The 12821-nt window shown below is 57.3% G+C and carries 12 protein-coding genes; all 12 read right to left on the reverse strand.

Annotation, left to right across the window (positions count from 1 at the left end; all coding sequences use genetic code 11):
- Positions 1 to 47 precede the first annotated feature (47 nt).
- The 12 genes from EV102420_RS05900 to acuI all read right to left on the reverse strand — a co-directional run bounded on the left by EV102420_RS05900 (position 48) and on the right by acuI (position 12694).
- Positions 48 to 2108, reverse strand: coding sequence for a putative bifunctional diguanylate cyclase/phosphodiesterase (locus tag EV102420_RS05900; protein WP_042389977.1), 2061 nt, complete (start codon positions 2106 to 2108; stop codon positions 48 to 50).
- A 238-nt stretch (positions 2109 to 2346) separates the two neighbouring features.
- On the reverse strand, positions 2347 to 2643 hold the full coding sequence (fis, locus tag EV102420_RS05905) for a DNA-binding transcriptional regulator Fis (RefSeq protein WP_000462905.1): 297 nt from the start codon (positions 2641 to 2643) through the stop codon (positions 2347 to 2349).
- 21 nt (positions 2644 to 2664) lie between these two features.
- On the reverse strand, positions 2665 to 3633 hold the full coding sequence (dusB, locus tag EV102420_RS05910) for a tRNA dihydrouridine synthase DusB (protein WP_042389979.1): 969 nt from the start codon (positions 3631 to 3633) through the stop codon (positions 2665 to 2667).
- 1155 nt (positions 3634 to 4788) lie between these two features.
- Entirely contained in the window at positions 4789 to 5670 is an 882-nt protein-coding gene (prmA, locus tag EV102420_RS05915) for a 50S ribosomal protein L11 methyltransferase (protein WP_042389981.1), read from the reverse strand.
- An 11-nt stretch (positions 5671 to 5681) separates the two neighbouring features.
- Positions 5682 to 7133, reverse strand: coding sequence for a sodium/pantothenate symporter (gene panF / locus EV102420_RS05920; RefSeq protein WP_042389983.1), 1452 nt, complete (start codon positions 7131 to 7133; stop codon positions 5682 to 5684).
- On the reverse strand, positions 7123 to 7365 hold the full coding sequence (locus EV102420_RS05925; protein WP_042389985.1) for a YhdT family protein: 243 nt from the start codon (positions 7363 to 7365) through the stop codon (positions 7123 to 7125). The genes panF and EV102420_RS05925 overlap by 11 nt, the downstream gene beginning before the upstream one ends.
- Before the next feature lie 108 nt (positions 7366 to 7473).
- Positions 7474 to 8823: an acetyl-CoA carboxylase biotin carboxylase subunit gene (accC, locus tag EV102420_RS05930; protein ID WP_042389987.1), complete on the reverse strand. Its 1350-nt coding sequence runs from the start codon at positions 8821 to 8823 to the stop codon at positions 7474 to 7476.
- A gap of 10 nt (positions 8824 to 8833) precedes the next feature.
- Positions 8834 to 9304, reverse strand: coding sequence for an acetyl-CoA carboxylase biotin carboxyl carrier protein (gene accB, locus EV102420_RS05935; RefSeq protein ID WP_042389989.1), 471 nt, complete (start codon positions 9302 to 9304; stop codon positions 8834 to 8836).
- Positions 9305 to 9325: 21 nt separating this feature from the next.
- Positions 9326 to 9778 (reverse strand): type II 3-dehydroquinate dehydratase, encoded by a 453-nt coding sequence (gene aroQ, locus EV102420_RS05940; protein ID WP_042389991.1) that lies wholly within the window; start codon positions 9776 to 9778, stop codon positions 9326 to 9328.
- A 245-nt stretch (positions 9779 to 10023) separates the two neighbouring features.
- Positions 10024 to 10623, reverse strand: coding sequence for a protein-methionine-sulfoxide reductase heme-binding subunit MsrQ (gene msrQ, locus EV102420_RS05945; protein ID WP_042389994.1), 600 nt, complete (start codon positions 10621 to 10623; stop codon positions 10024 to 10026).
- Entirely contained in the window at positions 10624 to 11625 is a 1002-nt protein-coding gene (gene msrP / locus EV102420_RS05950) for a protein-methionine-sulfoxide reductase catalytic subunit MsrP (protein ID WP_042389996.1), read from the reverse strand.
- 94 nt (positions 11626 to 11719) lie between these two features.
- Positions 11720 to 12694: an acrylyl-CoA reductase (NADPH) gene (gene acuI / locus EV102420_RS05955; RefSeq protein WP_042389998.1), complete on the reverse strand. Its 975-nt coding sequence runs from the start codon at positions 12692 to 12694 to the stop codon at positions 11720 to 11722.
- Between the last annotated feature and the right edge of the window lie 127 nt (positions 12695 to 12821).

A 12821-nucleotide genomic window follows, 5' to 3' on the forward strand; every position in this document is an offset into this window, starting at 1 on the left:
GTCATTAGTTGTAGGCCGGGTAAGCGTAGCGCCACCCGGCGTTACGCTTACTTATTCTCGCTTCCCAGCAGCGTTGCTTCCTGGGCCGAGATTGGTTTACCCAGCAAATAACCCTGTAGCGTATTGCAGCCCAGCTCGGTAAGAAACGCCTGCTGGGCCTGCGTCTCCACGCCTTCCGCTACCACTTTCAGGTTCAGCGTCTTGGCCAACGCCACGATAGCAGAAACGATAGTGGCATCGTCGCCGTCACGGCTCAGCTCCTTAACAAACGCCCGGTCAATCTTCAGCTCGCAGGCTGGAAGGCGTTTCAGATAGAGCAGGCTGGAGTATCCGGTACCAAAATCGTCAATCGAAGCCTTAACCCCGGCGTCGGTGAGCCGGGTCAAGACGCGCACACTCTCATCCGGGTTTGTCATGGCAGTGGTTTCGGTGACTTCAAGGATCAGGCTCTGGGGCGGAACCTGATGCCGCGCCAGACACGCCATCACGTGATCGACCAGTCCCGTCTGCTCAAACTGCAGGGTCGAGAGGTTAACGGCCACCGTCCAGTGCGTATGCCCCTGCTGACGCCACTCGCTCAGCTGGCGGCAGGCCTCGTCAATGACCCAGTTGCCGATGGGAATAATCAGGCCCGTTTTTTCTGCCAGCGGCAGAAAGCGATCCGGCGTCAGCAGGCCATGAATGCCGTGGTGCCAGCGCAGCAGGGCTTCAAAGCCGACAATTGGCCCGGCGGGCGCCTGAAACTTGGGCTGGTAAAAAAGGCGTAGCTCGTTGCGCTCTAGCGCTAACCACAGGTCGCTCATCAGCAGGAGCTGGGTCTGCGCCAGCGTATTCATCGAAGGCTGGAAGAAGTGGTAGCCGTTCCGCCCCATATGCTTGGTGTGATACATCGCGGCATCGGCATTGAACATCAGCTCGCGTTCGTTCTTGCCGTCGTGAGGATAGAGGGCAATGCCAACGCTCAGCGTCACCACCAGATCGTAGCGGTCGAGGGTAAAGGGTTGGTCGATGGTGCGTACCAGCGCATCCGCCAGCGTCGCTGCCTCATCCGGGGCGTTCACCTCCGCCAGCAGGACAAACTCATCACCGCCGATACGTGCCAGCGTATACTGGCCCTTCAGCGGCTGGAGCAGGCGCTCGGTCACGGCGATCAGCAGCCGATCGCCCACGTCATGGCCGTAGGCGTCGTTGACGGTTTTAAACCCATCGAGATCCATAAACATCAGGGCAAAAAAGGAGCCTTCACGACGGGCTTTATTAATCGCCTGGTCGAGGCGATCTTCCAGCAGCACGCGGTTAGGTAGGCGGGTGAGGGGATCGTGCAGCGCCAGCTGGGCCAGCTCGCGGTTGGCTTCCGCCAGCGACGACGCCAGCAGCGAGGTGCGCGCCTGCAGACGGGCATCCAGCATAGAGACCAGCAGGGTAATACCCAGAATCGAGAGTGCGACCACGCTAACCAGCAGCGCCAGCCAGTTGCCGTCTACCCCGTGATGCATGACCGAGTGCTGCATCGGAAACTGCGCTGCCATCATGCCGGTATAGTGCATACCCGCAATAGCGATGCCCATCAGAATAGCCGCTCCCGCGCGCATTTGTGCCACCAACGCGGCCTCGTGGCGCAGGCGGAAGGTGAGCCACAGCGCAGCCAGCGACGCGCCCAGGGCAATTAACAGCGAGAGCGCCACCCAGCGCATATCCCACACGATAGGCGGTGATACCTCTAACGCCGCCATACCGGTGTAGTGCATACCGGCAATGCCGCCGCCCATCACCAGCGAACCGGGCAGCAGGCGGCGCAGGCGCAGCTGAGGCGTGCTGACCAGCCATAGGGCAAACAGGGACGAGCCGACGGCAATCAGCATCGACAGGCCAGTGAGCAGCCGATCGTAGCTCATGCTCATGGTCAGCTCCATCGCCAGCATCCCGATAAAATGCATGGCCCAGATGCCGATACCCAGCGCAAGACCGCCGCCCGCCAGCCAGAGCCAGCCGGCCTTGCCAGGATTGGTCGAAACCCGGCCTGCCATATTCAGGGCGGTATAGGCTGCCATGATGGCAACGATAAAAGAAATCACGACGAGGATCTGGTCGTATTGGCTAACCTGCATGATGCCACCAACTCATTCACAATAACGGTTATTGATCGCTATAACTTCGTGCCCATGGGCATAAAGGGCAGTGACATTAGCACCCAATTCAGAGCGGTGGAAGGGATTTAAACCCCTGTTTTTGAGGAGGAATAGAGGCTAATTCGTACAGATAAAAAAAACAGGTAGGGCAGAAACAAAAAAGGCGCTTCCCCATGCCGGTTCGCGCCTTTTTAAACAAACACTTAACTGATTAGTATCAGTTCATGCCGTATTTTTTCAGTTTCTTACGCAGGGTACCACGGTTGATGCCCATCATCAGAGCAGCACGGGTCTGGTTACCGCGGGTGTATTGCATCACCATGTCCAACAGGGGCTGTTCAACTTCAGCCAGTACCAGCTCATACAGGTCATTCACATCCTGACCGTTCAGTTGAGCAAAATAGTTCTTCAGTGCCTGTTTCACGGAATCACGCAGGGGTTTTTGAGTTACCTGGTCCTGAGAGTTAACGGTAGAAACGGTCAGTACGTCAGAATTTACGCGTTGTTCGAACATAGTTCTGTCAGCTCTTTATTTCTAATACGCAAAATTTTCGAAGTATGCCTCCAACGCCTCCAGCTGTACGCTGGCATCCTCAATGGCGTTGAATGTGCGCCGAAACTGGTCATCTGGAGCGTGCTCCTGGAGATACCAGGAGACGTGTTTGCGCGCAATTCGGTACCCTTTTGCCTGACCGTAAAAGTCGTGCAGTTCCCGAACGTGTGCGCAAAGTAAGCGCTTAACCTCTGCCAGAGGCAGGGGGGGCAGCAGCTCCCCAGAGTCCAGATAGTGCTGGATTTCCCGAAAGATCCAGGGTCTTCCCTGAGCCGCGCGACCTATCATCAGAGCATCAGCCCCTGTATAGTCGAGCACGGCTCTGGCTTTAAGCGGGTCAGTAATGTCACCATTCGCGATAACCGGAATGGAAACCTTCTGCTTAACTGCCCGAATGCTGTCGTATTCCGCGTCTCCGTTGAACAAACAGGCGCGAGTGCGTCCATGAATGGTCAGAGCCTGGATACCACAGTCTTCAGCCAGTTGGGCAATTTCTACACAGTTACGGTGCTCCGGCGACCAGCCGGTGCGAATCTTCAGCGTAACGGGAACCTCCACTGCTGCCACCACCGCCGTCAGGATCGACTTCACCAGATCGGGGTGCTGTAACAGGGCTGATCCTGCCAGCTTGCGATTCACCTTTTTAGCCGGGCAACCCATATTAATATCAATAATTTGGGCACCGCTTTCCACGTTGATACGTGCGGCTTCCGCCATCTCTTCAGGGACGCTACCGGCAATTTGCACCGTGCGGATCCCAGGCTCATCAACGTGCACCATCCGTAAACGTGATTTGTCGCTCGCCCATACTTCTGGGTTAGAAGACATCATCTCGGATACGGTTAAACCCGCTCCCATCTCGTAGCACAGCGTCCTGAATGGCCTGTCGGTGATGCCTGCCATCGGTGCTGCGATCAGGCGATTTCTGAGCTGGTGGTGTCCGATTCGCATGAGTTAAGAAATGACCATACTGTGACTGCAAGGCGGCGTATATTACGCATTTTTTTCATCAGATGAAAGGCCAAACTTTGAACAATACCCGGTTGTAGATCAATGAATCGTAAGCAATGATGAGCGCAAGAAATAAATATCATTAGGAATCATGATTTTAACGTAAATCGCATTTTTTTTAACCGCTGATATTTTCCTGAAAGTTATCCGTTTTTATTGCATCTGCGATGGTGCTAACGGGATAATACGCTGTTTTTATAAGCAAAAAAGCGCTTTCTAATGAGATCGTGCTCTCATTTCTGGTTATCGTTTTGGCGAATTTACAAACAGAAACGTGGCCCGCAGGTCTAATGCAGTTGGTTAGCGCTGACTGGCATTTTTTATCGGCAGGGCGGGATGACTATGCGGGTCCGCTATAGTTTCCGTTCACTTCATTCATTTTGCTCATCTGTAAATTCCGCACACGTGAACGTGCCAGGGTGGCTCGCCGCCGCCACCCTGGCGACCCGGGCTCCCGGCAGGGAAAATCGCCGCTTTGCGGATTGCTCGCCCCATCCCTGGGGCTCACCCCTTCGGGGCCAGCGCAAGCGCTGTCCAAAATTGCTCCCGGCAATTTTGTCCTCGACTTATCCCTTCCGGCTACCGGGTCGGGCGTGAGGTAACATCCCTGTAAGGCCACGCCCTCAGCCCGCATCCATGCGGGCTGCCCCGGCCAGAAGTGAACGCCTCGGCGATTTTCAGCCGGACCCAACACCTCGCTTCAATACCGAGCCTAAAGCGATTTCTTTGTTGCTGTGGAGTACGGTCTCACAGCGCGGGGGTTGAGTCCCCGCTGAAACCGGCGAACCGGAGACCGGATGACAAGGACTGGACGCCAGGGAGGGCGGCCAGAGGCGAAACGAGACACGATGTCGAGTCGAGCCGGCCGTCGGTCAGCCGGGCGGGAGGTGAGCGCAGTGCGCAGCACCGGTTTCCCCGCGGGGCCGCGGGGATCGATAAGGGGGCCGCGGTGGCCCCCTTATCCCGTTCACGTGTGATACGCATTACCGATGCTGCTCAACTTAAGGTGAACGGAACATCAGCGCTAAAGTTACACATACTTTTGCTCCCGTGGCTCAAGTAACAAACACTAGCCCGCAGGCCACGTTAGGGAGATTACCGTTTTTGACCGGTAATGCGGCACCACTCTTCTTTTTCAACCACTAGGTCGAGCGTGAAGCGATCGGCGTAGGCTTCGCACACGCTCTCGGCCTGGCTGGCCAGAATCCCCGACAGACCTAACAGACCACCGCTCACCGGCAGCACGCTAATCAACGGGGCCAGCTCGCGCAGCGGACCGGCAAGAATATTGGCAACCACCACGTCGGCCTGCATCTCGGCAGGCTGATCCTGGGGCAGATACAGCTCCAGGCGATCGGAGACGCCGTTGCGTTCAGCATTGTCACGGCTGGCCTGAATGGCCTGCGGATCGATATCAATACCAATCGCCTTTGCCGCGCCCAGCTTCAGGGCGGCGATGGCCAGAATGCCGGAGCCGCAGCCAAAGTCGATCACCGTCTTGCCCGCCAGATCGAGGCCGTCCAGCCACTGCAAGCACAGCGAGGTGGTCGGGTGCGTGCCGGTACCAAACGCCAGGCCTGGGTCGAGCATCACGTTAACCGCGTTGGCATCCGGCACTTCACGCCAGCTCGGACAGATCCACAGACGCTCGCCAAAGCGCATCGGGTGGAAGTTCTCCATCCACTCGCGCTCCCAGTCCTTGTCTTCCAGCTGCTCGATTTTATGCGCAAAACCACTCCCCAGCAGCGGATGCCCTTCAAGGATAGCGACCACCTCTTTCATATCGGTTTCGGCGTCAAACAGGCCAATCACGTCCGTATCGCCCCACAGGCGGGTCTCTCCCGGCAGCGGCTCAAATACCGGCGTATCGTGCGTGTCCTGGAAAGTAATGGAGACCGCACCGGCTTCCAGCAGGGCATCGCTCAGCTCTTCCGCATGGGCACCGGTCGTATTCAGTTTTAGTTGGATCCACGGCATAGCAAAACTCTTTATTTATCAATTGAAATAGCGTTGGCTTCCGGAGCAGGGTGACCGAAGCGGTTCCCTACGACAAACGCCAGCAAACTTAACAGCAGCGACGGTACAATCGGGTGGAACCCGAGGTACTGAATCTTAAAGGTCGCTAACAGGGCGTACAGCACGCCGCCAACAATCATCGCGCTCAGCGCGCCGGCAGCGTTGGCCCGCTCCCAATACAGCCCCAGCACCAGCGGCCAGAGGAACACCGCTTCCAGCCCGCCAAAGGCCAGCAGGTTTAGCCAGATGATCATCTCCGGTGGACGCCAGGCCGCCAGCAGCAGCAGCGCCCCGAGAATCAACGTGATCGCCGACGACATCCGCTTCAGGCGGCGCTCGTTATGGATCTGATCCGGTCGCAGGTTCAGGTAGAGATCTTTGATGATCGTAGCGGAACTTTGCAGCAGCTGCGCGTTGATCGTCGACATGATCGCTGCCATCGGCGCAGCGAGGAAGATCCCGGCGGCAAAGGGCGGCAGCACTTTGACCATCAGGGTCGGGATCACCAGATCCGGTACCGTCAGGTCAGGGATCACCGCCCGCCCCAGCGCGCCCGCGAGGTGCATGCCAAACATAAGGATTGCGACCACCACGGTGCCGATAATAATCCCCCGGTGGACCGCCTTGCTGTCCTTATAGGAGATGCAGCGCACGGCGGTATGCGGCAGGCCGATCACACCGAAACAGACCAGCACCCAGAACGAGGTCATAAAGGTCGGGGAGAGAATATCGTCAGCGCCCTGGGGCGTTACCAGCTGCGGATCGATATGCCGCAGGGTCTCTACCGCGTTGCCGAGGCCGCCTGCTGCATGCACCACGCCAATCAGCAGCACGATGGTGCCGACGAGCATCACCATGCCCTGCATGGCATCGTTGAGCACGCTGGCGCGAAAGCCACCATAGGCCGTGTAGAGTGCGATGCTGATACCAAAGATCAGCAGGCCGGTCTCGTAGGGGATGCCTGCCGCCGACTCCAGCAGCCGAGCACCGCCGATGAACTGCACCGCCATCGCGCCGATAAAGGCCACCAGCAGGCTGATACTTGCCAGCCACACCAGCAGACGGCTCCGGTAGCGGCCAAACAGCATGTCGTTAAGGGTAACTGCGTTGTAACGCCGCGCCAGAATGGCAAATTTCTTGCCCAGAATACCCAGCGACAGCCAGACCGCAGGCAGCTGGATCATCGCCAGCAGCACCCAGCCGAGGCCATATTTATACGCTGCGCCTGGGCCGCCAATAAACGAGCTGGCGCTGATATAGGTGGCGGTCAACGTCATCGCCAGCACCACGCCGCCCATCGAGCGGCCGCCGAGAAAGTACTCGTTTAGAAACGTTCCCGTTTTGCGCTGGCGCATGGCATAAACCGACAGGCCAAACACCACCAGCAGGTAGGCAACCAGAGGCAGGATCACTTCAAGCTGCATCATCATCCTCCAGCGGGATGTCGCGATAGATAAACTTCACCATGGCCCAACACAACAGAATAAACAGCAGCGGGATCAGCAGGCAGGCCATCTCAAACCAGTGCGGCAGACCGGTAAAGCCAATCGCCGAACTAGGTAAGTAAGCACCCGCTAACCATGCAGCCAGATAAAAAAGGGTAAGCCACAGCGCCCAGCGGGCCTCTCTGTGTGCCTGAACGAAACGTTGATCCATTATCGTTCCTCATAAACCAGCAAAGCGGGGATTGTACCCCAGGGAACTTTGCGATCCCCAGAAATAAAAAAGGGCCGGAAGATCCGGCCCTTGATGCGGCAAACGCGCTTATTTTTCCTGAAGACCGAGCTTCTTCTCCAGATAGTGGATGTTGGTTCCACCGTGCTGGAAGTTCTCGTCGTTCATGATGCGGGTCTGCAGATCAACGTTGGTTTTGATACCGTCGATGATCAGCTCCTGCAGGGCGTTCTTCATGCGGGCAATCGCCACGTCACGGTTCTCACCAAAGCAGATCAGCTTACCAATCATGGAGTCATAGTACGGCGGTACGGTATAACCGGCGTAGATATGGGACTCCCAGCGCACACCAAAGCCGCCCGGCGCATGGAAACGGGTAATTTTACCCGGGCTTGGCAGGAAGGTGTTCGGATCTTCGGCGTTGATACGGCACTCGACCGCATGGCCTTTCACCACCACGTCTTCCTGTTTGATGGAGAGCGGCTGACCGGCAGCAATACGCAGCTGCTCTTTGATCAGATCCACGCCGGTGATCATCTCGGTAACCGGATGCTCAACCTGGATACGGGTGTTCATCTCAATGAAGTAGAACTCGCCGTTTTCGAACAGGAACTCGAAGGTACCCGCCCCACGGTAGCCGATATCCACGCACGCTTTCGCGCAGCGGTCGCCGATGAAGGTTCGCAGCTCTGGGGTAATCCCCGGTGCCGGTGCCTCTTCGACCACTTTCTGGTGACGGCGCTGCATAGAGCAGTCACGCTCCGCCAGATAGATAGCGTTACCCTGACCGTCTGCCAGCACCTGAATCTCGATGTGGCGTGGGTTTTCCAGGTACTTCTCCATGTAGACCATGTCGTTGCTGAAAGCCGCTTTGGCTTCCGCTTTGGTCATGGAGATAGACTGCGCCAGTTCGGCATCGCTGCGCACAACGCGCATGCCGCGACCGCCGCCGCCGCCGGAGGCTTTGATGATCACCGGGTAGCCGATGCGTTTGGCATGGGCGCGGTTAGCATCCATATCGTCGCCCAGCGGACCGTCAGAGCCCGGTACCGTCGGTACGCCCGCTTTCTTCATCGCGGTGATCGCAGACACTTTGTCACCCATCAGGCGAATGGTGTCGGCTTTCGGGCCGATGAAGACAAAGCCGGAGCGCTCAACCTGCTCGGCAAAGTTGGCGTTCTCAGAGAGGAAGCCGTAACCCGGATGGATTGCCATCGCGCCGGTGATTTCAGCGGCGCTGATGATAGCCGGGATGTTCAGATAGCTTTTTACGGACGGAGCCGGGCCAATACAGACCGTCTCATCCGCCAGAAGTACGTGTTTCAGATCGCGATCCGCAGTGGAGTGCACAGCGACGGTCTTGATGCCCAGTTCTTTACAGGCACGCAGAATACGCAGAGCAATCTCGCCACGGTTGGCGATGACAATTTTTTCCAGCATGTGCGCCTCGTTACTCGATAACGACCAGTGGCTCGTCAAATTCAACCGGTTGACCACTTTCCACCAGAATGGCTTTCACCACGCCGGACTTGTCGGCTTCGATCTGGTTCATCATTTTCATCGCTTCAACGATGCACAGGGTGTCGCCCGCGTTCACTTTCTGGCCAATTTCGATAAAGGCTTTCGCGTCCGGGCTAGGGGTGCGGTAGAAAGTCCCGACCATTGGGGAACGTACGATGTGGCCACTGATTTGCGCTGCCGCAGGTGCTTCGGCTACCGGAGCGGGTGCCGGTGCAACGGCGTTAGAGAGCGCAGGCTGCTGCATCATCGGTGCGGCATAGGCCTGCTGCATCACTGGATAGCCTGCGTTCGGTGCAGACCGACTGATGCGAACAGACTCTTCGCCTTCAGAAATTTCCAGTTCGGAGATGCCTGATTCTTCAACCAGCTCGATCAGTTTTTTAATCTTACGAATATCCATGAGTGGGTTCCGTACTCTTGTTTAGTGTGTTTGTGACAGGCGTTTAACCGCCGTCTGTAATGCGTATGAATAGCCGTCAGCGCCGAATCCACAGATGACGCCAGCAGCGATATCGGAGAGATAAGAGTGATGGCGGAACGGTTCGCGTGCGTGAACGTTGCTCAGGTGGATCTCGATAAACGGGATATCCACGGCGAGCAGCGCATCTCGCAACGCTACGCTGGTGTGCGTAAACGCGGCCGGATTAATCAGGATATAGTCAATGTTGTCTTTAGCCTGATGAATGCGGTCGAGCAGTACGTACTCTGCGTTCGACTGTAAATGCTCTAACTCGACGTTCAGCGCCTCCGCTTCCGCGGTTAATCGGTTAACAATTTCTGTTAACGTCAGCGTGCCGTACTTGTCTGGTTCACGCGTGCCCAGCATGTTTAGGTTGGGACCGTTTAAGAGCAAAATGTGCAACTTGTCCGCCATTGTGCTGCTATCTCCTGCAAATCTCCGGTAAAAAACAAAATATACCTTCGTTGCATGGTTGTCACGTTTTCAGCGCACTAAATGCCCTGTCGTGAAAACCAAAGTCGCACATTATAACGATTTCGTAGCATTTGGCAGCTAAATACTGGTCTTATCAGGGAAGATTATCTTACGCCCGCCGGAAAACGGGCGTAATGGCTATCAGAATTGTGGCAAACCGCACACATTACCGTACGATCGCGACGCTATCGCCACCACTGGCGAAACTTCTTATAGCGCCAGGCAAGCAGGATGCAGGCGAGGGCGGCGTAGATAAGCGGCTGGGGAGAGAGAACCTTTACCGACCACAGATAGTGAATGGGGGCGAGGATGGCGACCAGATAGACAAAGTTATGCAGTCGCTGCCAGTTTCGCCCCAGCTTGCGCTGCGCGGCTTGGGTGGAGGTCAGCGCCAGCGCCAGCAGTACCAGCCAGCTGACGATCCCCAGCGTCAGATAGGGGCGCGTTACCAGCTCCTGGCCCAACAGCGCCAGGTTATTGATCCCCAGCTCCAGCAGCGAATAGCTCACCAGATGCAGCGATGCCCACGCAAAGCACCAGAGGCCCAACAGACGCCGGGTGCGGATCAGCAGCGGCTGCTTGCCGTAGCGCGCCAGCGGAGTGATAAGCAGCGAGCCAAGGAGGAACTTTAGCGCCATTCTGCCGGTAAAGTGCTGGATATCCTTCGCCGGATCGGCGCTGAAGTAGCCCTGGCTGGCCGCCCAGAAGAGCCATAATAGAGGAAGCAAGCCCGCGAGATGCAGGACAACCTTGAGCCAGACGATCTGTTTTGCCGTGATCCGCACCTAGAAGTTCTCCCGAAGATCGATACCGCGATAGAGCGAGGCCACCTCATCGGCATAGCCGTTAAACAGCAAAGTCGGCTGGCGCTTGACGTCGAGAATGCCGCCCGAGCCGATAAACCGCTCTGTGGCCTGCGACCAGCGCGGGTGATCGACGTGCGGGTTCACGTTAGCGAAAAAGCCGTACTCATTAGGGGCAGAGAGGTTCCAGGTGGTCGGCGGCCGCTCACGGGTCAGCGTAATGCTGACGATCGACTTAATGCCTTTGAAACCGTACTTCCACGGCACGGTCAGACGCACCGGTGCGCCGTTTTGCGGCGGCAGCGCTTTACCGTAGACGCCGGTGGTGAGCATGGTCAGCGGGTGCATAGCCTCGTCGAGACGCAGTCCCTCTACGTAGGGATACGCTAGCCCGCCGCCAATAAAGCGATCTTTCTGGCCGGGCATCTGCTCCGGGGAGTAGAGCGTCTTAAACGCCACGTATTTCGCGTTGCTGGTGGGCTGCACCAGTTCAAGAAGCTTGTGCAGCGGAAAACCGATCCACGGCACGACCATCGACCAGGCTTCGACGCAGCGCATCCGGTAGATACGCTCCTCTAGCGGAAAGCGGCGGGTCAGATCGTCATGATCGAGAGTGATCGGTTTGGCCACCTCGCCGTCAATTTTCAGCGTCCAGGGATCGGTTTTCATGCTGCCCGCGTTGGCGGCAGGATCGGCTTTGTCGAGGCCAAACTCATAGAAGTTGTTGTAGCCGGTGACCTTGTCCTCGGGGGTGAGGGGCAGGGTGCTTTGAAATTCGGCAGGCTTGCTGAAGTCGAGCGGCTTACCCGCCGGGGCTTTCGGGCGATCGTTGCCTTTAAACCAGTCGAGCAGGTCGGCATGGGCAGCGGATGAAAGCGACAGCGCCGTCGCACTGATACCCAGCGCCTTTAAAACCTGCCTGCGCTGCAGCATAAAAACGGACTCCGCCGTGACGTCCGCTTCCCTCAGCTTTCTTTTATTCATTACATCCTCCGCCAGCGTCTCATACAAAGTGACTAAGACTATAAGCATGACGGAGGAGTTACGTTAGTGCGAGCCGGTAATAAAAAATTGCCGACTAGGCAATTTTGACCAGCGTGCGGCCCTGGGCCTGGTTGTTGATAATCGCGTTGGCGAACTCAGGCGCTTGCGCAAGGGTAATCTCCGTTGCGCTCTGCGCGTAGAACGACTCGGGCAGATCCTGCGCCAGACGCGACCAGGCGGCGGTACGTTTTTCAGCAGGCGTCATCACCGAGTCAACGCCCTGCAGACGCACGTTGCGCAGAATAAACGGCATCACGGTGGTCGGCAGCGCAAAGCCACCCGCCAGACCACAGGCCGCCACGCAGCCGCCGTAGTTCATCTGGGCCAGCACTTTAGCCAGCACCTTATCGCCCACGGTATCCACCGCCCCGGCCCAGAGCTGTTTCTCCAGCGGTCGGCTCTCGGCAAACTCGTCCCGGCTCAGGATACGGTTGGCCCCAAGACCTTTGAGGTAATCATGGGTGCTTTCCCGACCGGAAACCGCCGCCACCTGGTAGCCAAGTTTATGCAGCAGGGCAACCGCCGTGCTGCCTACGCCGCCGCTGGCACCGGTGACCACAATGTCGCCGTCGGCAGGACGGATGCCCGCCTCTTCCAGCGCCATTACGCAGAGCATCGCGGTAAAGCCCGCCGTGCCGATGATCATCGCCTTACGGCCGTCCAGACCCTGCGGCAGCGCCACCAGCCAGTCGCCATTGACCCGCGCCCGCTGTGACAGACCACCCCAGTGGTTCTCCCCCACGCCCCAGCCGGTCAGCAGCACCTGCTGACCCACGTGAAAGCGCGGATCCTCGCTGGCATGAACCGTACCCGCGAAGTCGATACCTGGGATCATCGGAAAGTTGCGGATAATTTTACCTTTGCCGGTGATTGCCAGCGCATCCTTATAGTTCAGACTGGACCAGGCAATATCGACCGTCACATTACCTTGCGGCAGCTGGCTATCGGCAATATCCTGCACCGAGGCGAGCGTGTTTCCATCCTGCTGTTCTAAAATCAAGGCCTGCATATCTCTTCTCCGGTTGCTTGATGATTGGCAAAAATTTTCTGAAGACTATACTCGCTAATTAAAACGCTATGCCGATTTAACGCAATAAATTGCCAGATGAGCCGGTACAGGCGTCAGCTCTTAACCC

It is taken from the genome of Pseudescherichia vulneris NBRC 102420 (assembly GCF_000759795.1).
Taxonomy (GTDB): Bacteria; Pseudomonadota; Gammaproteobacteria; order Enterobacterales; family Enterobacteriaceae; genus Pseudescherichia; species Pseudescherichia vulneris.